The organism is Candidatus Methanoperedens sp. (assembly GCA_027460535.1).
Classification (GTDB): Archaea; Halobacteriota; Methanosarcinia; order Methanosarcinales; family Methanoperedenaceae; genus Methanoperedens.
Genome location: JAPZAR010000002.1, coordinates 1 through 24,196 on the forward strand (window position 1 = coordinate 1; position 24,196 = coordinate 24,196).

Annotated in this window: 24 protein-coding genes, 1 tRNA gene and 1 pseudogene; 7 read left to right on the forward strand and 19 right to left on the reverse strand. The window is 42.5% G+C overall.

Annotated features, from left to right (window positions below; all coding sequences use genetic code 11):
* The 8 genes and pseudogenes from O8C65_00020 to O8C65_00055 all read right to left on the reverse strand — a co-directional run.
* Positions 1-748, reverse strand: a 748-nt coding sequence (locus O8C65_00020; GenBank protein MCZ7355301.1) for an MgtC/SapB family protein, incomplete at its 3' end; no start/stop codon positions are given.
* Positions 749-1,317: 569 nt separating this feature from the next.
* On the reverse strand, positions 1,318-1,674 hold the full coding sequence (locus O8C65_00025; GenBank protein MCZ7355302.1) for an MTH938/NDUFAF3 family protein: 357 nt from the start codon (positions 1,672-1,674) through the stop codon (positions 1,318-1,320).
* 174 nt (positions 1,675-1,848) lie between these two features.
* Entirely contained in the window at positions 1,849-2,043 is a 195-nt protein-coding gene (locus O8C65_00030) for a hypothetical protein (protein MCZ7355303.1), read from the reverse strand.
* 216 nt (positions 2,044-2,259) lie between these two features.
* Positions 2,260-2,673, reverse strand: coding sequence for an arsenate reductase ArsC (locus O8C65_00035; protein MCZ7355304.1), 414 nt, complete (start codon positions 2,671-2,673; stop codon positions 2,260-2,262).
* A gap of 12 nt (positions 2,674-2,685) precedes the next feature.
* Positions 2,686-2,811, reverse strand: a pseudogene (locus tag O8C65_00040) (peptidase A24).
* Positions 2,812-2,902: 91 nt separating this feature from the next.
* Positions 2,903-3,187 carry a hypothetical protein gene (locus O8C65_00045; protein MCZ7355305.1) on the reverse strand — a complete coding sequence of 95 codons (285 nt, stop codon included), beginning with the start codon at positions 3,185-3,187 and terminating at the stop codon, positions 2,903-2,905.
* 55 nt (positions 3,188-3,242) lie between these two features.
* On the reverse strand, positions 3,243-4,241 hold the full coding sequence (locus O8C65_00050) for a phosphate uptake regulator PhoU (GenBank protein MCZ7355306.1): 999 nt from the start codon (positions 4,239-4,241) through the stop codon (positions 3,243-3,245).
* Between the two features lie 280 nt (positions 4,242-4,521).
* The gene (locus tag O8C65_00055; protein ID MCZ7355307.1) at positions 4,522-7,212 is read right to left on the reverse strand and encodes a bifunctional acetate--CoA ligase family protein/GNAT family N-acetyltransferase; all 2,691 of its coding nucleotides are present in this window, start codon (positions 7,210-7,212) and stop codon (positions 4,522-4,524) included.
* Between the two features lie 378 nt (positions 7,213-7,590).
* Between O8C65_00055 and O8C65_00060 the strand changes: the two genes are divergently transcribed.
* Positions 7,591-8,604, forward strand: coding sequence for an AbrB/MazE/SpoVT family DNA-binding domain-containing protein (locus O8C65_00060; GenBank protein ID MCZ7355308.1), 1,014 nt, complete (start codon positions 7,591-7,593; stop codon positions 8,602-8,604).
* 134 nt (positions 8,605-8,738) lie between these two features.
* Positions 8,739-9,143 carry a hypothetical protein gene (locus tag O8C65_00065; GenBank protein MCZ7355309.1) on the forward strand — a complete coding sequence of 135 codons (405 nt, stop codon included), beginning with the start codon at positions 8,739-8,741 and terminating at the stop codon, positions 9,141-9,143.
* A gap of 59 nt (positions 9,144-9,202) precedes the next feature.
* Here the strand turns inward: O8C65_00065 and nifU are convergent, their stop codons facing one another.
* Both nifU and nifS read right to left on the reverse strand, forming a co-directional pair.
* Positions 9,203-9,586, reverse strand: a complete 384-nt coding sequence (nifU, locus tag O8C65_00070) for a Fe-S cluster assembly scaffold protein NifU (GenBank protein MCZ7355310.1) — start codon at positions 9,584-9,586, stop codon at positions 9,203-9,205.
* A gap of 3 nt (positions 9,587-9,589) precedes the next feature.
* Complete coding sequence (nifS, locus tag O8C65_00075) at positions 9,590-10,744, reverse strand: cysteine desulfurase NifS (protein ID MCZ7355311.1); 1,155 nt, start codon at positions 10,742-10,744, stop codon at positions 9,590-9,592.
* A gap of 371 nt (positions 10,745-11,115) precedes the next feature.
* On the opposite strand from nifS, the gene O8C65_00080 reads away from it, so the two are divergent.
* The 5 genes from O8C65_00080 to O8C65_00100 all read left to right on the forward strand — a co-directional run bounded on the left by O8C65_00080 (position 11,116) and on the right by O8C65_00100 (position 13,702).
* Entirely contained in the window at positions 11,116-11,610 is a 495-nt protein-coding gene (locus O8C65_00080) for a 30S ribosomal protein S13 (GenBank protein ID MCZ7355312.1), read from the forward strand.
* Entirely contained in the window at positions 11,610-12,221 is a 612-nt protein-coding gene (locus O8C65_00085; GenBank protein MCZ7355313.1) for a 30S ribosomal protein S4, read from the forward strand. The genes O8C65_00080 and O8C65_00085 overlap by 1 nt, the downstream gene beginning before the upstream one ends.
* A 2-nt stretch (positions 12,222-12,223) precedes the next feature.
* On the forward strand, positions 12,224-12,604 hold the full coding sequence (locus O8C65_00090; protein ID MCZ7355314.1) for a 30S ribosomal protein S11: 381 nt from the start codon (positions 12,224-12,226) through the stop codon (positions 12,602-12,604).
* A complete protein-coding gene (locus tag O8C65_00095; GenBank protein MCZ7355315.1) occupies positions 12,601-13,392 on the forward strand; it encodes a DNA-directed RNA polymerase subunit D in 792 nt (263 codons plus the stop codon). Before O8C65_00090 ends, O8C65_00095 begins: the two co-directional genes overlap by 4 nt.
* Before the next feature lie 222 nt (positions 13,393-13,614).
* Positions 13,615-13,702, forward strand: a tRNA-Leu gene (locus tag O8C65_00100).
* A 357-nt stretch (positions 13,703-14,059) separates the two neighbouring features.
* Here O8C65_00100 and O8C65_00105 read toward each other — a convergent pair.
* The 9 genes from O8C65_00105 to O8C65_00145 all read right to left on the reverse strand — a co-directional run bounded on the left by O8C65_00105 (position 14,060) and on the right by O8C65_00145 (position 24,019).
* Positions 14,060-14,302, reverse strand: a complete 243-nt coding sequence (locus O8C65_00105; GenBank protein ID MCZ7355316.1) for a hypothetical protein — start codon at positions 14,300-14,302, stop codon at positions 14,060-14,062.
* Positions 14,299-15,264, reverse strand: coding sequence for an ABC transporter ATP-binding protein (locus tag O8C65_00110; protein ID MCZ7355317.1), 966 nt, complete (start codon positions 15,262-15,264; stop codon positions 14,299-14,301). The genes O8C65_00105 and O8C65_00110 overlap by 4 nt, the downstream gene beginning before the upstream one ends.
* Positions 15,265-15,266: 2 nt before the next feature.
* Positions 15,267-16,835: a hypothetical protein gene (locus tag O8C65_00115; GenBank protein ID MCZ7355318.1), complete on the reverse strand. Its 1,569-nt coding sequence runs from the start codon at positions 16,833-16,835 to the stop codon at positions 15,267-15,269.
* On the reverse strand, positions 16,832-17,737 hold the full coding sequence (locus O8C65_00120) for an ABC transporter permease (GenBank protein MCZ7355319.1): 906 nt from the start codon (positions 17,735-17,737) through the stop codon (positions 16,832-16,834). Before O8C65_00120 ends, O8C65_00115 begins: the two co-directional genes overlap by 4 nt.
* 5 nt (positions 17,738-17,742) lie before the next feature.
* Positions 17,743-18,651, reverse strand: a complete 909-nt coding sequence (locus O8C65_00125; protein ID MCZ7355320.1) for an ABC transporter permease — start codon at positions 18,649-18,651, stop codon at positions 17,743-17,745.
* A complete protein-coding gene (locus O8C65_00130; GenBank protein MCZ7355321.1) occupies positions 18,596-20,365 on the reverse strand; it encodes a PEGA domain-containing protein in 1,770 nt (589 codons plus the stop codon). Before O8C65_00130 ends, O8C65_00125 begins: the two co-directional genes overlap by 56 nt.
* A 180-nt stretch (positions 20,366-20,545) precedes the next feature.
* Positions 20,546-20,983, reverse strand: coding sequence for a hypothetical protein (locus O8C65_00135; protein ID MCZ7355322.1), 438 nt, complete (start codon positions 20,981-20,983; stop codon positions 20,546-20,548).
* Positions 20,984-21,804: 821 nt separating this feature from the next.
* Positions 21,805-22,788: a PGF-CTERM sorting domain-containing protein gene (locus O8C65_00140; protein ID MCZ7355323.1), complete on the reverse strand. Its 984-nt coding sequence runs from the start codon at positions 22,786-22,788 to the stop codon at positions 21,805-21,807.
* A gap of 226 nt (positions 22,789-23,014) precedes the next feature.
* Positions 23,015-24,019, reverse strand: coding sequence for a hypothetical protein (locus tag O8C65_00145; protein MCZ7355324.1), 1,005 nt, complete (start codon positions 24,017-24,019; stop codon positions 23,015-23,017).
* Positions 24,020-24,196: the final 177 nt, after the last annotated feature.

A 24,196-nucleotide genomic window follows, 5' to 3' on the forward strand; every position in this document is an offset into this window, starting at 1 on the left:
TCCCCAGGTAACTGGATTCTATTAACTCGGTTCTTTTTTTTGCCATCGCAGCAAGGGCTCCTGTCGTTGCCTGACTGTTCACAAGCCCGCCAAGCATCCCGGAAACAGGTAAACCGCGTTTTGTCCCGATCTCCTTCATAATGACGAAGCTGATGAAGCTGATAGTCGCAACTATTATCACAATCTGGAGAATCGTCCTTGGATTAATTACTCCCATGAATAATTCATCCGGAGTAATGGGATAAAGTATGAAAACAACTGCAAGAAATCGAACGCCGCTTAAGATTTCATCATTTGTAAGATTGGTAGCAAATGAATGAAGGGGGGCTTTTTCTGCAAGCAAAAGTGTAATAATTACAGCTCCCGCGATTGCCGGGATATAGAATTCATAAGTTATTAAGACGCCAAGGAGGAACGTACAATATAATGCAATCGGGCCTGTTATCCCGGGCATTTTCAATATTACATTTTTTATGTAAATGTATATTGCAGATATTATCGCAAAAAATGCAAGGGAAATTAGTAGGATTCCAGGAACCGTTTTCAAAGCCAGGTAGGAAGAAACCATTCCAGCGATGCAGGCAATAGAAAATGAACGAATCCCTGCAATCAGTTCCATTGTTTCAGGGCGCTTGTGTTCTCTTTCAATACCGATGAGGATCCCGATAAGCATAGCCAGCGCTAATTTTAGGAAAAAATCGAAATTGACGTCCATATTGCCGAATGACGGCGATACCAGGTCGATCAATGATAATCAATTATTAATAATTTTCAAAATACTTAGGTTCTTTCATCTGGTTCGATATTTTCTTACAGCAAGAAATAAATATATATAAAACTGATAATAATGGCACAATTCAAGAATCCAGTGATTTTCTAAATTCTCATGAAGAGAAGGAAACAATCTGGTAGCAATCAATCTCCATAAATCGCCTACGCATGATAACAAGACATTCTTTGAAGTGAGAGATGAAAATAGTTAAAAATTTCAGCTTTGTGATGCTTTAGATTCTATATAAACCGATAGGCATAGCTACGATGATATGAAAGTTACGAAAATACATTTAAATAATTTATAAAAGGTATAAAAGCAATAAATCGCTCTACAAGCGTTCGTTTTTGCTCAATGAACATTCCTGCCCTCTTCATTGAAGTAAGTTGGATCTGGTTAATAATACCCACATCAGCTAACCTTTAAATGCATTGGAATTGTCATGCCAGCACCAACAGGTTCGGGTGACTGGAGGATTCCCTGGACGCCGAAGCCAAACTCTGGCTCGAAGACCTGGAAGAGATATACCATAAACTGCGGCCACCCTAGCAGGTCAGGTGCAGTACCGCGTTAGTCTTGCCTCTGGCCTTCTCCAGCTCTCGACATGCTTCTTCTGTCTTCATGATAATCAAAGTTACACCCCGGTTCTCCGCCTCCGCTTTCACCTCATCCAGCACCGGGAGTGCACCCGATTCTCCTGTGCCTATGATGAGCGTTTTGCAGTCCCATGGAATATTCTCGGCGAGGGACAGAGGGGTGTGGCCGTACTTTTCTTTCAAATGCTTCGAAAGCTTCTTTCTCCTCTTCTCCACCCGGCCACCGCGAACCACGACATCGTACTCGTACCGCTCGCCATCTATCTCCACGCTCCCGAAGCCGAGGTATTTCACCTTCACTTCCATTACCCCCTTTGAATAGGTAGACTGGAGAGGCTAATTATATCTCTGTCTTTGCTCAATGTAATTATATCAGTGTTGTTAAATAACATCATTGGACTGAAATCCCCTTAGGTAGACTCACAGTGTTTTATGAATTGGAAGGGGAGAAATATTTCTCCCCTATGAAGTCCCACTCCTTTAGTTAGATAAATTTGTTTTCTCAGGAACCCTGGATATAATCCTTTTTTCAGACACTCTATACGCCCATCTGTTGGAACTGTTTATATACAATACATCCTCACGGGGACTCCTTTCGATAAAGAGAACATCTCCTTCCAGTAGTTCACCCGATTTGAGTTTAAATCTTACTGTATCTCCTTCAGCGTATTTCACACATTCACCCCATCATTCCTATCTAGTGGACATCTGCGCTGAAAAATGAGATGATGAGGAGATTTATCCTCACAATATTTTTCGTTATTTGTCTTCATAGATCATCCCTCCTTTCCTTATATCTGGAAGCAAAATCCGATGATTTTGCGTGTTAGAGGTATTCTATAAAGTTTATATAACTTATCAAAATAATCTATATATTCTATATATGGAAAATCAATATTGGCTGAATTCTTCCTGTATCCGCAGCTTTATTTCGTCCCTGACCTTCCTGAACACAGAAAGTATCTCTTCTTCAGACCCTCTTGCATCTGCCGGGTCACTAAAACTCCAGTGCAAATGGCGGGTATTGCCTGGGAAAACAGGACAGGTCTCTCTGGCAGCATCGCATGTGGTTATAACGAAATCAAAATTCATCCCCTGAAATTCATCTACCGATTTTGACCTGTGCCCTGAAATATCAATGCCAATTTCTGCCATGACCTTTATTGCTGTTGGATTTACAGCAGAAGGTCTTGATCCTGCACTGAATACCTCGAACTCACTGCCCAGCAGATGCCGAAAAATCCCCTCTGCCATCTGGGAACGGCAGGAATTTTCTGTGCAGAGGAATAACACTTTTTTCTTCATAATCTCTCTAGCTCAGAGAGGAAGTCTGGTTAACTCAAACATGATATCACCATACAATACAGCTATTAAAAAACCTAACGGTATAGGAATCATAAACGGCAAGCCAGGGGTAACCCAGACCTCATCTTCAATTAAGCCCCAGCATGCTCTTTTCCATCAAATCCTCGCAACACATATATTATAATTGTGAAGGGGAGAAATATTTCTCCCCAATAAAGTCCCACTCCTTTTACTTAAATAAATTTGTGTTCTTAGGAACCCTCGCTATAATCCTGTTTTCAGGAACCCTGTCCCACCTGTAAATTTTTCTGTTATAGCCATTGGTTTCATTATCACATTTTTCCGGATTTTCTTCTACAGTCCCGGGCCTGAAATCCACCGCTGTTATATTATAATTGTAAAAACTGACGCTTTCACCCCAATTGAGAGTTACATCATGTTCTTCCCAGTCAGATGCTGCTGATGCCATCGCCATTATATTCAGCCCGATGATAAGCAACAGAATAGCCCTCATTGCTTGAAAATAGAATAAAGCCTTATTAGACTTTTTTGCATATAGTGTATATAATCTATATACTTCTAGAGAAGTCAATGGCTAACTCTGCGACATTTGCAGCATAATCCCCTATCCTTTTTACGCTGTCTGCTACGAGCCCTAAGGACATGACAGCGTCAGGATTCATAGTTGTTGAAGGGTGTCTTATTCTGCGCAGATCCTCGCCTATTTTTTTATGTTCTTCAATAACCCTGTTTGCAAGTTCTACATTGCATTTTGTAAAAGAAACAACTGAATCATTGACAAGCTTATAAGAGATGATACCGATTTTAACAATATTATCGAGCATGGCGTGAGGAATTTTTTCACCTGATTCCAATATTATACCGGCAATCTTACCCGCATGGTCTGACACACGCTCTAATTGGTCGCTTGCCAGCCTGTAGTAGAAGGCCCCTGTCAATCCGAGTTCACTTTTTTCGGATATCCTTGAATGGAGTAAAATACCCATGAATTGTTTTGATATCAATAGATGGAGACGGTCAATCTCATCGTCCTGCTTTACGACTTCAGAGGCGAGAGAAACATCTTTTGTATTCATTGCCTTGATGGTATTGTCAAGCATCCACTGCACTTTTATATGCATGCGCCGAAAACTCATATCGATAGGCATATCGCCTGGATTCGAGATATCCTGAATGACCACCTTCTCGTGTGTTTCTTCGATAATCTCAATACCTATCAACTTTTTAACTATAGCCGTTATGTCTTTTCTCTGCTCATGCGTTATATTTTTAGCTTTAAGCTCAATCACGCGGTACCCGGCAACGTAGGTGGCTATTATATCTCTTATCAACGGCTCACCCACCCTTCCATCTATGGTTATGGTCTTTGGACTCTCAGCCGCAAAAGCGCCGTTTGTGGTTAAAAGAAGCGAACCGTCCTCCTGTGGATGCATATGAACAAGGGAACCGGAGGATATCCCGGCACTGACAGCCCATTTCTTGGGAAGGGAAACAACGAACGTTGATTTACCGGTTACCTGAACTTTTCTTATTTCTGCATTGATCATCTACAATTTGAGTTTAGAGTGTATTAGATGGCATATACTTTTTCCCAAGAATCTATATATGCTACATAAAATCAGTATAAAATCATTCTTTTCATTGGCGGTTATATCGATAATGGATACTGCGCTGTTTAATTTTACAAATGCAGGAATCTTAAAGCTATTCTGCAATTTGCGATTGTGCTTCTGATATTGAATGGCATAATTAAGCGGTCTAATCCGGCACACAGCCAAATAATGGATAGCAGGATCAGGATAAATTTCTTTCCGATTCTTATCGACATTACGATTCTTCTTCCATTAGATTCAGAGTGCCTTCCGTTGTATCTTCATGGTATTGAATAGAGAATCCCATCCTCTCAAGAAGTTGAATCGCTCGATGATTATCAGGTAACATTATCGCATGGACTGTTTCAATTTTTTTGTCCTTGCAGATTTCAATCATATAGTCCACCATTTTAGATCCCAGCCCAAGGCCCTGCCATGGATCAGCAACAATGAAAGCAATTTCTGCTTTTTTCCCATCAGGCTCAATAATAAGCCTCACCACACCTATGATTTTCCTTTGATCATCCTCGATTAATTCTGCTACTATGGCCATTTCCCGATAATAATCAATATTGCAATACCGGACCCGAAGCTCGTGAGGAGTATCCTTGATAACTTCAAAAAGCCTGTAGTGCAAGGATTCTTCTGAGAAGTGCTGGAACATTTCTAACCACATTGGTTCATCTTCCGGCTTTATGGGTCTTAGAATTACGGTACGGCCGTCCAGGAGTATCCATGGGATTATATACTTCTCAGGATATGGGCTGATCACAAGGTGTTCATGGGCTCTGAGTTTTTCGAACACATTTTCTTTATCTATCACCACGCGGGCATCAAGAACAAAAGCCTCCTTTTCATCTATAAATAATGGATTAATATCAACTTCTTTAATTTGAGGAAAATCAACAAGCATCTGGGAAAAACGAATCATTATCTCTTCAAGCAAGTTAAGATTTGCAGGCAGCTTATTCCGATAACCCTTTAAGATTTGATAAACAATTGTTTCCTCCATTATTCTTCTCGCTAATGTTTGATTTAACGGCGGAAGCCCCACGGCAACATCTTTAAAAAGTTCTACACCAATACCACCCATTCCAAACAGGATTACAGGGCCAAATAACCTGTCGGTTTTTGCTCCCAGGATAATCTCATATCCTTTTTTTATCATGGATTGAACTGTAACTCCCTGAATCCTGGCTTTCGTATTATAATCTTTTGCCCGTTTAATAATGTCATCAAATGCAACTCTTACTTCAGCCTCAGAATTAATATTTAGAACGACCCCTCCTGCGTCTGTTTTATGTACTATTTCCGGTGATAATACCTTCAGAACCACTGGAAAACCTATCTGGGAAGCCATAGTAACTGCTTCATCTGCGTTTTTTGCCACCAGTGTTTTCACAACCGGAAAATTATAATCTTCCAGAAGGTTCTTTGCTTCCATTTCGGTCAATATTTCCCTGCCTTCTTTTGCCGCATTTCTTATGATAATCTCCAGGGGACGTCTGGGCGGTATGCTATTTACAGGCAGTTCGGCAGGTGTTTCATAAAGCAGTTCAAGATTCCGTTTATATTGATACATGTACATGAAAGTTGCAACTGCCTGTTCAGGAGTGGAATATGTCGGAATGTTGTTATCAATAAGAATATGGTTTGCCTCTTCTACATCTTCGTAACCCATGAACGATGTCAATATGGTTTTACGATGTTCTTCATTCCTGACCACTTCCACAATCGTTTTGGCAACATCAGCAGGATCCGTAGTTCCCTGGGGAGTATGAATTATTAAGATCGAGTCAATGTTCTCGTCTCTAAAACATGCCTCCATAGATGCTTTGTATCTGTCGGAACCGGCATCTCCCAAAAGATCGATCGGGTTTCCTTTACTCCAATAACGAGGTAAAATACCGTCAAGCATCTCCATCGTTTTTTCGCCAAGCTTTGCAAGCTTCCCCTTTCTTGCTAAGAGCGCATCCGCAGCCATCACTCCCGGACCGCCTGCATTCGTGATAATAACAAGGTTCTGTCCTTTAGGAAGGGGATGAAGACCCAAGACTTCGGCGCAATTGAAAAGGTCGGCAATTTCCTCAACACGCACTATCCCTGCACGTTTAAATGCAGCCTCATACACCATATCTTCACCGGCAAGAGATCCCGTATGTGAAGCTGCTGCTTTTGCACTTTCACTAAACCTTCCAGCCTTTACCACGATTATGGGTTTCGTCCTTGCAAAGTGCCTCGATGCACTCATGAATTCCCTGGCATCGGTTATCCCTTCAATATACATCAATATGCTCGTTGTCTTAGGGTCAGTTCCGAAATAGTCTATGAGATCCCCAAAGTCCACGTCAATCATCGAACCTACTGAAACGAAATTACTGAATCCGATGTTCTCATGGGTTGCCCAGTCAAGAATTGCTGAGCCTAATGCACCGCTCTGTGAGATAAATGCGATATTGCCCGGCTTTACCAATTTTTTTAAGAAAGTTGTATTAAGATTGATATCCGGGCGGATGATACCAAGACAGTTGGGTCCAATAATTCGCATGTTATATTTCTTTTTTAACTCGATAATCTTATCTTCAAGTGCTTTTCCTTCTTCCCCGACTTCTTTAAAACCTGCTGAAATAATGATCAGTCCGGGTATTTTCGCTTTTCCGCACTGCTCCACCACTTCGGTTACGGTTTTTGCAGGTGTTGCGATAATAGCAAGGTCAACAGTCTCTGGAATTTGACCAACGCTTTCGTAAGCCTGCAATCCAAGAATCTCAGGCTTATGAATATTGACCGGATACACTTTTCCTGAGTATCCTGCTTTTGTGAGATTTTCCATTAATATATATCCCACAGAATCCTTTTCATCGCTTGCTCCGACCAGTGCGATGCTTTTTGGATGAAAAATCTTATCAAGATTTGAAATAACCATAGCAATCCCCTGATTCAATCATTTGTATGAATACAGTAAATATGACGTTGTGCAATATTAGTTTTATCCCCACATTTTTGATACAATTCCCGTTCAACGACCGCCATCTGAAGGAGCTGTCCGATAATCGCTTTCCTGTATGACAGGGCGGCTTTGATATATACTTGGAGTGGTTAAAAAACTATTAGGACGTGATCTGGCAGGCAAGCCGGCTGACCTGAAGCATGTTTGCAGCGCGCGTTGTTTGTACCTTAAAGTATGGGTACTCTGAAAGTTGTGGGATAATCTCCTTTATTTTGGATTATTCAGATTATAAAAGATATATGTATTATTCCAATAATCTATATATATTCAAAATATCAGTAGAGTAAAGATAACATGGAAACACGAAAAGTTTACGTTAGCGGTGGTTCGACCTATGTAATTTCATTGCCCAAAAAATGGGTTAAGAAAACGAATTTGAAACCCGGAGACTCTCTGGTGGTTACAGAACATGGTAGTTCATTGCAGATCGAGACCGGTGTAATTGAAAAAGAGTCACGAACGAAGGAGATTAAAATCTCTCAAGTAATATCAAGTGATTCATTAGAGCGCATATTAATCGCTTTTTATCTGGTGGGTTATGATACGATCAAGATAAAACTTGACAGAAAGGATCATCTTGCATATCGAGAGATCATACGAAATATTCTGGACTATCTGATCGGAGTAGAAATAGTCGAGGATACCAACGAAGCAATGACACTTGAAATAATGCTTGATTACAAACGTATGAGTACCATGCAGATACTCCAGAGAATGTTCTCCATCAACAGATCAATGCTTCTTGATTTAGGGAAAGCTTTGAAAAGCGTGGATATCGGGCTTGCGAAAGACGTCATAGTAAGGGAGCGGGAGATCGACCGCCTCTATTTCCTGGTCGTCAGGCAGCTTAAGAGCGCAGTTGAATACCAGCAGGTCGCGGAAAAGCTGGGGATAGAAGACCAGAGAGATTGCCTGGGTTACAGGATTGTTGTTAAAGTGCTTGAGCGAATTGCGGATCATATAGAGAACATGGCAAAAAGCTATATTCAGCTGGCTGAGATCAATAAAGACGTGCAGCTGGGTGATTTCGTGAACCTCAATATCAGCATCGCGGCCATATTTGAAAAATCTGTGAATTCGTTGTTCACAAGAGACCATGCAACGGCTGAGAAAATTTTCCAGGAATTGAAGGAGATCAAGAAATCCCTTTCTAACCTCTCAAATGAATTACTTCAGCCCAAAAACATCCAGTCGGCAATCCTGCAGAAAACCATGCTCGATAGCCTGGATAGAATAGCAAGTTACAGCGGTGACATAGCAGAAATAGCTATCAATATGTCTGCAGGCGCCCTGACTTATGAAAGCTGATTAGGAAATGAATAATGACATTTTGGCCTATCTTTTTAAGAATCTGAAGATTTTATATTAATTTCTCAGTAAGCAATAAATACATATAGTTTAATTATGATTATTATAATAATAAACTCGCAGGAGGAAATGTATTGTTCACGATGGGTTTTATTGACACTTTCATAGAGATATACAATGCCGGGGCGGCTTTCATCATAATCTTCCTGATAGGGCAGATACTTTTCATGATGCGCAAAGTGGATAAGGATCTCTTGAAGGCCAGGCTATTTTTAAACGGATCGGTGATGGAGCGTACTTGGATGTATATATCGATCGCAGGGGCATCGTTCGCTCTCAATACCCTTGTCAAATTCACTTTTATCCTCACAAATTTGGGTGATTCACTAAAAGAATTCTACCTGGTTGAATTGACCCAGGTCATCTTCCTGATAGCCTTCATACTTGCTGTGCATAACTGGTACATATTCATTGGAAGCTTTGTGAACCAGAAAGAGGGGTCAGCAGAATCGAGCAAATGGAAAAAAATATTCATTTAATTATCCCTTCGTAAGGCAGTAAGTGCAGGAATCACTGTACGACTATCTCGCATGGGGCCTCATTTTTTCCCCGATCTCTCAAGATAATCCTTTATTGCTGCATGCAATCCATCTGCTGCAAGGTTTGAGCAGTGCATCTTGATCGGTGGAAGGCCATCAAGCGCGTCTGCTACATCATTACGTGATATTTTGAGCCCCTCCTCAAGGGTCTTTCCTTTTGCCATTTCGGTGATCATGCTGCTCGTCGCGATAGCGGCGCCGCAGCCGAAGGTCTTGAATTTGACATCCTCAAGCCTGTTGTCTTTCACTTTGATGTAGATCCACATGAGGTCACCACAAACCGGGTTTCCCACCTTGCCGATGCCATCCGCATCTTTTATTTCGCCCACGTTTCTCGGGTTGGCAAAATGTTCCATCACTTTTTCGCTGTATCCGTCCGTCATATGTTACCTCGCCAGCGGCGATATCATTCTGAGCTTATTGACAATATCAGGCAGTGTTGAAACCACATAATCCACGTCTTCCTGCGTGTTGCCAAGCCCGAGGGTCAACCTGAGAGAACCGTGCGCTTCCTCTGGTTTCAATCCAATCGCCATGAGAACATGCGACGGCTCAAGCGATGTGGAGGAGCAGGCAGAACCCGTGGATGCTGCAACTCCTTTCATATCAAGGTTCAGTATCATTGACTCACCTTCGATATAGCTGAACCTGAAATTCGCATTATTGGGAAGGCGTTTTGTGGGATGTCCGTTAAGATATGATTCTTTGATATCAAGAATTCCCTTGATGAGAGAATCCCTGAGGATTGCTAATTTTTGCTCTTGAGGAAGGCGTTCCTTTGCAAGCTCTGCTGCTTTCCCGAATCCAACGATCCCCGGGACATTTTCTGTGCTTGAGCGTATGTTTCTCTCATGCCCTCCGCCATGCAGTAGCGGCTCCACCACAGTCCCCTTCCTGATGTAAAGGGCACCTACACCTTTTGGTCCGTATATCTTATGCGCGCTCATTGATAACAGGTTTACACCGAGTGCGTCCACATTGACAGGGAGCTTTCCCGCCGTCTGTACCGCATCAGTATGAAATGGAATATTCTTTTCTTTTGCTATTTTCCCGATCTCTTCGATGGGCTGGATAGTCCCTATCTCGTTGTTAGCGTGCATTATCGTTATAAGTATGGTCTTTGTTGTTATCGCTTTCTCAACATCCAGAGGTTCCACCAATCCTTCCTTGCTCACCGGAAGATAGGTTACTTTGAATCCCTGAGCTTCAAGATATTTGCACGTGTTGAGAACTGCATGGTGCTCGATACAACTTGTGATTATATGGTCTCCTTTCTTCCTGTTCTTATAGGCAAACCCCTTAATGGCGAGATTATCGGATTCGGTGCCGCTGCCTGTGAATATTATCTCCTCTTTTTTGGCCCCTACCAGGTCCGCGACTTTTTGCCTCGCCTCTTCAATGGCCTTTCTTGCCTGTCTTCCTACTGTATAAAGGCTTGAAGGGTTGCCGAATTTTTCGGAAAAATAAGGAAACATTGCTTCTGTGACAGCTGGATCAGCCGCAGTCGTTGCACTGTGGTCCATATACACTTGACGGGTCATAGTCAATTGTTATGTCGCGTTACCAGAATATACTTAACGATAGCGTCATGCATACATAAAATATAAATGCTATGTCCAAGTATTAAGCCTGCCCAGAATCAGGGCCGCGCCGGATATTTCCGGGGCTAAAGCCACAGGAGGATACGATGGCTAAAAAGGAAGAACCAAAAGAAGTAAAAGAAACAGCAAAGGAAGCCCCTAAGAAAGAGGCTCCCAAGAAAGAAGCGCCGCAAGAGGCAAAGAAAGAAAAGAAAGAAGAGAAGAAATTCGAAGGAAAAGGGGAAGGGAAAGAACACCCAAAGAAAGAGCGCAAAGGTGCCCCAAAAGAGGGGAAAAAGGAAGCACCAAAGGCCAAAGAAGCCGGGCCTGAGATAAGACACATTGTCCGCATAGCCGATGCTGATCTTGAAGGGAGAAGAAGCGTCCAATACGCCCTCACTGGAATAAAGGGTATAAGCAGACGTCTCGCAAAGGTGGTCTCAACCAATGCGGGTCTTGATCCCATGGCTACGCTGGGATACCTTAATGATGCTGATATCGAAAGATTACAATTATCTGTGGATAAGATCCCTACCGTTATCCCGTACTGGATGATGAATAAGCAGAACGACTACATGACAGGCGAAGACAGGCATGTCATAGGAATAGACGTAATGATGAGCCTCAATGAAGACTTGAACCTCATGAAGAAGATGCGATCCTATAAAGGTGTCAGGCATGAAAAAGGTCTCAGAGTCAGGGGCCAGCGCACCAGGTCGACAGGTCGCAAGGGCAGGGTAGTAGGAGTCACGCGTGCAGCCATCGCAGCAACCAAGGCAGCGGCCAAGGAAGGAGAAAAAACAGAAGAAAAGAAGGGTGGTAAATAATGGGATACCCAGGGAAAAACCGGAAAACATACGAAACGCCAAAACATCCCTGGCAGGCTACCAGGATGGCTTCAGAGGTCGAACTCGTAAAGAGATACGGTCTTCGAAATAAAAAAGAGGTGTGGAAGGCGCACAGCGGTCTTAAGAAATACAGGGAACTGGCAAGAAAGCTCCTGGCTGAAAGCACAAAAGGTAAGCTCTCGGGTCATGTGAAAACAGATTCAGATAATATATTGAACAGGCTGAAACGATATTCTCTTTTAAAAACCGACGGCGTGCTTGACGACATACTCTCGCTTGATGTAACCAATTTCCTTGAGAGGCGTCTTCAGACCCAGGTACATAAGCAGGGACTTGCTAACACCATAAAACAGGCGCGTCAATTCATAGTGCACGGACATATCTCGGTCGGTGGCAAAAAAGTCACTGTTCCGGGTTATATTGTTTCTGCTGAAGAGGAATTGCGGCTGGATTATTATGGAAATTCGCCATTATCGGGTGAATCACATCCATCAAGACCCACACAGGTGGCAAGAGCAATCGTGAAAGAACAGGCTGCACCCCCGCAGGAGAATATCGGAACTAAGAATGAGCCCAGGATGGAGGTCTAACAATGGCAACAGAAAAATGGGGCGTAGCCCATATATATTCATCATTTAATAATACCCTGATTACGGTCACTGATTTAACAGGGGCAGAAACCATCGCGAAAATAAGCGGAGGCATGGTCACAAAAGCAGCGAGGGAAGAGAGCTCTCCATATACTGCCATGCAAATGGCCACCCAGATCGCTGATAAAATAAGGGATAAAGGAGTCACCGGCATCCATATAAAAGTAAGAGCACCCGGGGGCAATATGCAACGAAGCCCGGGACCTGGAGCTCAGGCAGCTATCAGGGCATTTGCGCGTGCCGGGATTAAGATTGGGCGCATCGAGGATGTTACGCCGATACCCCACGATGGCACGAAAGCTAAAAAGGGAAGGCGAGTATAATAATGGATATAGACATCATAGAATTATCAGAACGAAAGGCGAGATTTGTTCTATCCGGGGTTTCTGCTTCAATCGCCAATGCATTGAGAAGGAGCATCCTTTCGGAGGTCCCGGTACTGGCAATAGATGACGTGAATATCTATGATAACACATCTGTTCTTTTTGATGAGCAGCTTACTTTGAGATTGGGTCTCATACCCTTAAAGGCAGATACCAAGAATTATTCCTTCCCGGAGGAATGCAGCTGCAAGGGGCAGGGTTGCCCAATCTGCCAGGTCTCATTGACGCTCAGCGCCGAGGGTCCGAAGGTCGTTTATGCCGGCGACATGGTCTCAACAGACCCGGGGGTCCGACCTGCAGATACTACTATACCCATCGTTGAACTCAAGGAAAAGCACAAGGTCGTGGTCGAGGCGATAGCAAGGCTCGGAACAGGCAGAAAGCACGTGAAATGGCAGGCAGGAATTGCAAGCGGATATAAGAACATGCCTGTGGTAACTATAGGCGATTGCGATGGATGCGGTAAATGCATCGAAGCATGCCCGCGGGATATCTTGAAATTGAACGGTGAAAAGGTCAAGGTCACGGACATAATAGAATGTTCGATGTGCAAGCTATGCGAAAAAGCCTGTGATGCGAATGCAATTAAAGTGAGCTACGACCCTGAATCCTTTGTGATGACATTTGAAACGAGCGGTTCTACTGCAGCAGTTGAACTTGTTATCGATGCCGCCGAGAGTATAAAGAAAAGAGCAGGACAATTAGGCGAGATACTTGACACGCTCTGATTATCGCCTATAATTTTTAACAATTGCAAAAATATATCACCGGGATAAGCTATAGAGGGATATCGATTTGCGGAGGTTGCCCAGACCGGTCAAAGGCGCCAGCTTGAGGGTTATGCTCGAAGCATGGCACAAGATTTAAGTCTGGGTATCACGAAAATAGCATAAAAAAAGATGTAACTTAACAGATATAAACCTTGCGCAAAAGATAGCGCAAACATATATGCGAGGGTTGCCCAGACCGGTCAAAGGCGATAGCTTGAGGGGCTATTTCCGTAGGGATTCATGGGTTCAAATCCCATCCCTCGCACCAATTATCCTATTTTAGTCCGGCATCTCATGAGGATACACATTTATTACTATCATTTTTAAAAAGGGGTAGGGCGCCCCTGTCAGAACGACAGCAGTAAATTCGGTAACTCATAAAGCCGCAACTGCAGATCACCTGGCAACCCAGGCTATCCAAGTCACAGCGGCGCCCTCTCAACAATCACACAAAGAAGACCTTTGCAAAGGCAATGAGGCGAAGATTTCAGTTCACAGCGATCGACGAGGCGCATAAGATCAAGGCAAAGGATAGCGAGCAGGCAAAAGCAGTCAGAATGCTGAAGGCAAGGTACAAGCTCCTCTCGACTGGAACGCCAATAGCCAACTATCCAAGGAACATTTTCTATGAAGAATCTTTTCCGTTTGCTTCGATTATTGGAATTGTAACTATTTTATCGTCACCTATTTGGGTTACCGAGAATTCCTTTTTAGCAAGCTCTTTGAATAATTCCTTCTGTTCGGCGGTCATCATAGACTCAATTTGTTGTTCTGATAGATTATTAACATCTAAGCCAGAAAGACTTTGCAGATTTGAAACATCTAACTGATTTTCTTGTTTTTGTGTATATGCACTTACCGCCGTCATGCAGATTCTTCTATCAGCTTCAGGAACACTCGTTGCAGATCCATCCTCTCCTCCTCGAATTTGGAAATTGTTCCGCCCATGGACTTCACAGCCATTGCTATTTCCATGCGCACGCCCGGATCCGTCAGAAGCGAGACATGACCGTTTGCTTTCTCCACTGAACGCATACCTTTCAATCCCTTCAATCCCTCCACAACCCTCTGCATTGGCAGATCATTTACTTCAAGTGCATACCTGACGCCTACCTTTCCCCTCACCCTATCTCTGAGTTCCTCCACTGTGCCTTCAGCAAGCAGCTTGCCCCTAGCTATAACCCCTATCCTATCGCATATCTCCTCAACCTCTGCCATGCTGTGACTGCTCAAAAATACGGTTACGCCTTTTTCTTTGCTGAGTTTTTTAATCAAATCCCGCATCATCTGGGCTCCCAGGGGATCGATGCCGCTGGTAGGTTCATCAAGGAACAGCACGCTAGGCTCGTTTATCAGTGCCTGAGCGAGACCGAAACGTTTGCGCATGCCGGTTGAGAATCCGCCTGTTCTCTGGTCTACAGCACGGTTAAGACCAACCAGTTCAAGCAGGTCAACGATACGTTTCTCCCTTGTCTTTTCATCGATATCGTAGAGCTTGGCATAGAACCTGAGGTTCTGCCTTGCAGTGAGGTTATCATAATAGCCAGCGGGTTCTGGTAAAACCCCAGTGGCTTCCCGTATCTTTATAATCTCTCTCACAATATCATAGCCTGCTACTTTGCCTGTGCCGCTTGTAGGTTCAAGCAAGCCTATGAGCATCTTCATAGTAGTGGTCTTGCCTGCGCCATTAGGACCAACAAAGCCAAAGACCTCCCCCTTTTTAACCCTCAGGTTAAGCGAATCCACTGCTATAAGTTCATGTTTCTTACCAAAACTCTTGGTAAGATTTATAGTTTCTATAATGTTTTCATTTCGATCGATTTTATTCATATTTATCTTCTCCCGAATTTGCGTATTATAAACACCAGCACAATAATAGCCAGCACCACCATCCCGATTCCTGCCACTCCGCTTGATCCTGATTTCTCCACATTGATTTTAATGCTCTTTTCCTCGCCCTGAATATCACCACTCTTGGCACGCATGAATATCTCTTTTATTCCTGAACCTGCATCTGCCTGCGCAGTGATCTCAACAGGGATATTCCTCGATTCACCGGCTTCCAGTGTTTCTATTGTCCCGAAGCTCCTTATCTGGGTACTGATACCGCTGACATCCTGTATCTCAAGCTGAACGCTGCTCAGTGCCACATCCCCGCCATTTCTAAGGGTTACACTGATTTCTGTCGAACCGCCCGGATTAAGCGTTACCTCGCTGTAGCTCGGATAAAGGCTGAGTATCTGGCTTTTCTCAAGACCTTTATTGACCGTGACCTCAAGTCTCTGGGACACGCTTCTATCATCTCCACTAACAGCACCCACGAGTACAGGGTATATCCCGTCGCTGGCATTCGGGGAAGGTTTGACTTTCACCTTGAAATTCTGCTCACCTTTGGCAGGCAATTCAAGGGTAGTAAGCGTCACTTTATCATCTGTATCTGAGAGAAACACAACATTCCAGCCTTCTGGCTTGTTCAATGTCTTTAGATTCAGCAAGAGCTGCTGGTCAAACCTGTTTTTCAGGGATACGGTAAAATCCGCCGTATTCTCAGGGCGAACCGCAAGACCGGCTATGCTTGAATGCATCTCAAGATACGCGCTCAACGCCAGTGTCGGATCGAGATCAGGATTGATGCTGACACTCAGCGGCAGTGAAATGATCTGGCTGCCGCTTTCCATAGATGCCCCTATCAGGACTTCGTAATCTCCTTCGCTGGTATTGACAGGGGGTTGGGCTATGACATCAAAATCCTGCGTGCTTTGTGCGGGGATACTCAGCTTTGTAATCCTTGCGCCATCTGAGGAGAGCATGTCCACGCCCCATTCGTTTGGCTTTGTGAGCACTGAGAGCTTTACGGTGGCCCTGCTGTCGTATTTATTCTCTATGGTGATACTGAACTTAACGGGTAAGCCGGGATGGGTCTTTCTGCCTGGAATGCTTGAATATATATCGAGATTAGGCATAGCATTTCTGTCCACAGTTGCCACGAACTCGCGATATATCAATTCATAATTAGTTACATCCTCACCATAGGGTTGTAAACCTATCCTTATCAAATAGGCTCCATCGCTGGTATTAACCGGCACCCGAAGTCTTAAGACAATTTGCTTTGAATCGGTTGAATCGGATGGGAAGGTTATCTGGCTGACCTGATTATTGTCTGCGTAAAAACCTGCAAGCCAGTTGTCAGGTTTTTTGTCTATGAAGAGCTTGACAGAGACGCTTTTGGTGGTGTTGTATACCTTTTGCAGAGTAGTGGTGAATTCGACTGTGTCGCCTGGACGAACAACTTTGCCGGTTAAGTCCGTGATGGCTGTGATCTGGGAAAATTCAGCACTGGCTAAAGGTATAATAAATATGAGTATAGTTATAACGCCGAGGAGTCTTAAGATTCTATTCATGTACTGATGTCCTTCCTGAGGAATGCAATGAAAGCTGTTATAAGCAAGATAACTGGAGTTACGATTATCACGGTTAAATTCATCCAGAACTCACTGAACCACTGGGAAAGGGTAAAGCGGGTGTCTAATATTCCTTTTATTGCACTTGGTTCAGGTCCAATACCTCCCCATCCAACGTAACCCTGACCCGTTATAGTTTCAGCATAGTGGTAGAGAGGCGATATATTTGCGAGGTTCAGTGCGAGTTCAAAGGAAGCACTACCTGTTCTGATTGGTTGGCCTGTAAAAATGATTGCAAGCCCAGCGACAATTGTACCGAATACAGCACATAAACCCAGCCAGATTACAACGTTGTAGACCAGCGAATCTGTTGCTTCTTTTACTACGATAGAGAGAAGAACACTGATTCCCAGAAAGATGAGACTGTAGAAGAATGTTATTGTGATGAATAAAAATAACCTGCTCATTTCTATTTCGCTTATAGTGCCACCCAGGATGAGAAGCAAACTACTAATAGATACAACCGTAGAAATACCCAGAACAAAGGCTAATGTTATCATTGCTCCGAGAAATTTACCGATAATAATGTTATCCCTGAATACAGGATGCGTTAATAGAACGTTTAAAGATCCAGACTTTTGTTCTTTAACTATCGCATCAAACCCAAGAGCAATACCTATTAAAGGGGAAAAATAACCTATTATCAGGGCTACTCCTGAAAATCCAGCCATGAGCAAAGTACTTCCATTTGTAAAACTCCCGGCTTCCAGTCCCTTCTCATAGCTAAAGCTGAAGATAATAAGCGTGAAAGTAATTAGCAGAACTAAGAACACAGGACTAAAGATATTGTCTGCAAATTCTTTCTGAGCAATAACGATCGAATTTTTAAAACTTATTTTCATATCCATCACCAGGTTATATCCTGACGCAGGAACGCTATGAATGACGCGATAAATAGAATAATTGGTAAAGCGATAAGAACTACAAGGTTTTCCCAGTATTCTTCTATCCATTTATCCAGAGAACTGCCTGTATCGAAAATTCCTAGGCTTAATTTGCTTGTCCCAACATTTACGCTGCCCCAACTAAAATCGGGTGCACCCTTAACAGTTTCAGCATAGTGGTGTAGTGGTGTAAATTGTTGCAGGTTTGCATTGAGTTCAAGTCTTGGCTTATAAAAAAGAGACGAATCGGAAGATACCTGTCCTGTTGCAATAGATGCTATCACGAAAATGATAGCACCATATACTACAACCAGGTTGAGCCAGACAGCTATCCCGCAAATCAAGGAGTTTGAAGCACTTTTCGAGACTATCGAGAGGAATATGCTAATGCCTAAAAATACAGAAATGTAAAGAAATGTTAAGATGGCGAAAATTAGTACGCGCTCAAGCTCAAGAAGGGTGACCTGCACTCCGGTTACGGCGAGCACTGTTCCGACCGAGGCAATTACAGCTATGCCCACAACCAGCGCCAGTGTTGCCATAGACCCCATAATCTTACCTGCTATTATGTTGTCCCTGAATACAGGATGAGTTAAAAGAACATTTACTGAAGCCGATTTTCGCTCTTTAACTATCATATCAAACCCAAGTGCAATTCCCAGTAGCGGCAGGAAAAGTGCGATAATCTGGGCGACGTCAATGAAATTTCCCCCATATCTAAATACTTCACTTCCATCAGTAGCTGCTCTATAGCTCATTGAGAATATTATCAGGGTAACAATTGAAAGTAATGCCAGAAACCTCATGCTCCAGAGGTTATCTGCGAACTCCTTCTGTGCAATTACAAACACATTTCCCATATTCCGTTTCATTTATCCTCCTCATTTTTTTAATCTGGTAAATTGTTAATATTAATGTGAACACTGCAAATATAATGCTAAACCCGGGTGTTCTGGGCGTATTAACACCCACAGTAGGTGCAGGCGTTGCTGTTGTAATGACAATCGGCTCAGGTGATTGCTCTTTGATTGTAATAGACATATTTGCAGTCCTAAAGCCCTGTTTGACAGCACTTAACCCGAAATTTCCCGCTTCTTTGAAGCTATATTCTAAAAATCCGCTTTCATTGGTTTTGCCTATTTCCCTGCCGTTAAGAAGAACTGTTGCATTCTCGACAGGCTTTGATATGGATTTAACTTCAATGAGAGCTGCATCCCCTTGTTTAATAGAACTTGGAGCATAAATGGATATAACTTCATCGTATCCCTTCATTTTCAATAGATATACCTGTTCTCTCCCGGTAGACCTGCCAACGGTAAAAAGTATCCTGCTACCATCAGGGCTTAAGTATATTTTGTTGCTGTTATAAACATCTGTGGGCACATTCTTAACAAGCAGCAATCGTTCAGTTCCATCTGGTTTTATTTTAACAATAGAATCGTTAGTCATATAGTATATTTCATTGTCCATTCCCCAGACATACGCACTTTCCATTCTTGCAGAGTAGCTTTCAGGCAGAGTAATTTTATCAGTTCCATCCGAATTTACTATATAAAGGCTACTAGCCCTGGCGGAACGAAAGGCAATTTTATCGCCATTGGGACTCCATGAAATTTGACTTGCCCACTTCTCATCTACCGTTTTTGTAGTTCCAGTGTCTATATAATATATTCGAAGGTTTTCAAAGTCTCCATTTTCATTATGCTTAGTAAAAATTATTTTTGTTCCATCGGGGCTCCATGAGGCAAGGTAAAAGTCTTCCCCTTTTTCGATTAATCTGAGATTGCTGCCATCAGCATCTATTACATAAAGGGCGTCTAAAGTTATTATGACTAACTTTTTACCATCAGGCTTCCAGCTTAGTCCTATGGCTTGCATATCACTGTTAGTTGTCAGTTGCTGAACAGATGCATTATCGACATTAACTGTATAAACTTCACCATCTTTGTCGCCAATGAAAGCGATTTTTTCCCCGTCAGGACTCAATTTTATACCATCCTCATAATCTGCAAAGCTCCAGCCCAGAGGAAGCTGATTAACGGTCGAATTATCAGCCAAAATGGAACCATTTCTGTATGAAACGTATTTTTGGGTTTTCTCATCGCAAGGATTCAGAACCATGAATACAATTTTATCTCCATCTGGACTCCACCAGGCAGAATCTAAAAAAGCTGCAGTATTGTTCTTTGCTGCCCGGATGCTTACCTCGGCTCTTGCAATGTTAGTAACCTCACTGCCGTCCGCATACATCCAGAAAAGAGTGGAAGCGCGCTCATGGAGACCGAATTCACCGCATGGGACACGTTTTGTGTCACCTTTCGTCGCCATATTCCTGTGAGTTAAAATCAATAACCTTGACCCATCAGGAGACCACAGGAAATTGCTATCTGCGACGGTATAGAAAATGTCGAACATATTAGAGTCAATTGATTTTAGTACCTCTTTATCCATAATATTAGTGATCTCGACAAAGCTTTCAACTTTATCAGCATCTGTGGTCAGATTTGAGGCGCTCGCTGTGGTTATCTGGGCTATGGATAAGAGCATACTGATTGATATTATTAGTGGACCTGTTTTTTGGTTCATTTACTTCTCATCATATCATCATTTTATTATAAAAAAATAAGTGGTTTATAGATAAGAGCGTACTGATTAATATTATTAGTGGATCTGTTTTTTTGTTCAATTACTTTTCACCATATCATCATTTTATTATAAAAAAAATAAAAATTTTAAATTTGTAAAGATTTGGTATGCCCGTCAAATCTATGTCAGAGTGCGCTTCATTGCGAACATATAATAGGGATTTTTGATATCCAGCTGTATTTTGTGATCCCAAGATAGCGTTGATCCATAGAGTCGCAGAGTTTTTCCGGCATTAACTGGCGCATTCAGAGGATTACCACCGGTATCTGTGATTTTCTGTTGAACAGAGAGGTAATTAGCGAGATCCAGTTGATAGTTCAGATATTCACCGTTTTGAGTGTTGAGCCTGTAATAGTCATCCTCATCACTAGGGATGGTAAATTGGCCGTTTGCATATATAGACCAACTATTAAGGGGGATTGATGATTCTAGCGAACTTGCTTGGCCTGCAGTATTCCCTGCATCTCTTCCTCCTATGATTGGATCTGCCAGTGCTGCACCACTGAATAAGCTCAGTACCATGAGAACCATTGCTCCTATTTTTAAGCTTGCTTTCATTCTTTTTCACCTCCTTTTTATATTACTCCAGAGGCAAAACTAGGCAAGCCTTTAATACCTTGAAGGTCATGACCTTATTTTGCCTTCGGGCCATTGGGGTTCAACCGTACTTTAGTAGGTTCAGTTGAACCCTACGTTTTTCATGGTCAGTAAAATCCAGTTGTTAGAGTTTTTATCTCCAAAACCTACACTTTACCACCATTTTTGTACAGGATTTATTCATCTGTACACCAACTAACTTTCATGTAATGTATATAAATTTATCGTTTTTATCTTGTTTTAATCAGTTAAATGTGAAAAAGAAATCTTTAATATTAAAAAAAGTATCAATTAGAAAAATGGTTAGTAAACGAAAAGAATGCGAGAGTTGGAATTTTCAAAAACAATCCATACATTTCAATCCTTAAATTAAAAGGAAGTATCGTTGACTTTTCCGTGGTGGCGGTAATATGCGCTTTTCTGAGAGTCTGGGATTACAGGGCAGCCTTTGCAATCCTTGCGGGAATTATGATTCACAGCGGGTGCGACATATAAACGACATCTATGATATAGAGATAGACAGAATATGCAAGCCAAATGGTGTGGTTCAAATCCTTAAAATTGTTCTCCTCTCCATGTTTTTTTTTCATGCGATATAGCCTATATTGTGGATGAACTTAAAAATCGTAAGCGGTTAAGGCAATTGTTGAATATCGATGAAATTCCAGATGCCGATGAAATCTCCGACCATTTCAGTACCATGTATGATTTCTTTCTTTGATAAAAATTAAATTCATTTTTATTTGTAACATCATCGCTACGTACAAGAAAGATATACTATTTTACTTTCTTTTAATTAATAGCACTGCCAGCATTGCTGAAATTGCGAAAATTACTTCGAACGCAGGTGTTTTTGGCGTTGCGGTCGTTGGTGATGCCGTCGGTTTCGCCGTTGTGGTTGCCGGTGTAAATTGGAGAGCAGGGTATGGATGTTGGCAGCCGGGTTCTCCCACAAAGCCAGCATCGGAGCCGCTTTTACCGTAGTGACATCTGAAACAAAAACCGTTATTGACTGGGATATCAGTGAAGTTATCTCGATTCGTATCCAAATTTGTTGGTTTTGTGTCCAGATTACCGTGACAGGTGCTGCATTTGCTGTCGTTCCCGCCGTAATCAACGCCGTGACTCCCTTCACCAAATACCCATTTCGAAAAAGGTGGATTGATTGAGGTCATTGTGCTCGGATGAATGGGTGCAGATGGTGTATAGTCAGTTATATTCGTTAGTTCTGGAGATATCGAAACTACATATTTAATTTCGAGTTTCTGGGGTTTGGTCTTAAGAGACTGTATAATATAAAAAGAACCTTCCCCTACCACGCTAGTACCATCGGAGCACCAGACTCTTGGTGGCACTCCATGGGTTTCAGTAAGCATCTTAATCTGGTAGGTCGGATCTGAAAGGTTGCCAATAATTGATACCCCCAGATTCTCTCCAAAGAACTGGTTGATATCCTTCGTTGGGTCATCAATGCGTGTTGGAATGAGGTTGTCTGTAAGGTCATTCACCCTGATGAAATAATCTCCTGGCGCTATGCCGCTCAAATTAAACAGAGCCGTAAAATTTGCTGCAGTCCCGGTTACTGTTGTTATAGTTCCGTTATAATCCATTCGGAGCAATTCAGCCTTCGTGATGGACTTTGCCCTGATGATATCCCCTTTGCTATCGAGGCTGGGCTGCAGACTGACAGTCAATGTTCCAGCAGCAGCAAGCCCTGTACCTAATATGAGGCATATTACAAATACTGCAATGATGTGGTATTTCATTCTTAAGTTCCTCCCGGTAAGCTGTAATTTATATTTCAATTCTTTTCATATATAAAAACGGCGGCCCGGCTGTTATTGAGATTCGAACCGATGGTGTTCTACCCACTGTTCTCATATTAATTTCATCGACTTCAAATAAAATGAATGAATCGCATTATTAATTACGATTGATGCTATCAACACCACGCAATCAATATGCGATTCATTTTTTTTCATCTTTTGGGATTTAGGGCATACGACCTGTCTGAAGGATGACTTCAGAAGGCGATCTTATATTGACACCCATTGTTCCACATGCTGCTGTTGCTGATTGGTTTATCCAAGATGTCCATGATGGTGTTCTACCGGCTAAATGCAAATTTGTAAAGTCATTTCCTCCTGATAACTGTCTGCAGTTGTTTATGTTATACGATTCTAACGTAACATAACTATTCGGAAATTTAAGATTCGTATATGCATATTTGCTTGATGCAACGCCAGAATTAATGTCATATGTCCATATTAACCAATGTGTTGGTTGGGCAGTCTGGAGCTGCATATATCCATATATGGAATCGCCCACATTAACTCTTGTGATGGTCTCATTGTGAAAATAACTCCCGTTTATTCCATACCATGACGAAATATCCCAGGAATTTCGTCCGTTCTGTCCCCATTCCAATACGGGCTGGAGAATGGAAGCTCCGGAGTTCTCACTGTTCTGCATTGCTGTAAAGTAAAATATGGTCTGATGCGGGCTTGCCAGGTCGAGTGGAGCGGATGGAACATTCCAAATTCCTTCGAAAAGGGTGTTACCGGCGCTATTGATATCTCTTGCCCGTTCTGTCCAGCCATTAATTGCTGGTAGCGCGTCGCCGGCAGATGCTTTGACGAGATTTCCGACTCTGTAGCTGCATTCCTCTGCGACATAATCACACGACATGTCCAGTACTTCATTATCCGGTACTTTAATTTTTTTCGATAACTTATCCATAGCTTTTTTTGTTGCGTCTAGGCGCTCTGCAATAGAACTTGTCTTTGGTATCTTAACAGTCCCGCTTTCGATTATGGCCTTATCGAAGTCTGATTCATTCATTATGTGACGACGGTCGGGGGTCATAATTTTTCCAGACTTCACGACTTTGGTTTGCTCATTTGCTCCTTGCGCGCTTACCACAGCTACAAAGGCAATGCTAACGATCAACAAAGCCGCAAGCAGTGCCCCTAATTGCATTCCTTTACTTTTTTTCATATTTTTCCTCCTTTAATTTTTCTTATCCCGGAGGCAAACAGGCAAATCTTTAATACTTTGAAAGTCTTAACCTTATTTTGCCTACGGGCCTTGGGGTTCAACCGTACTTTAGTAGGTTCAGTTGAACCCTACGTTTTTCATGGTCAGTAAAATCCAGTTGTTAGAGTTATTATCTTT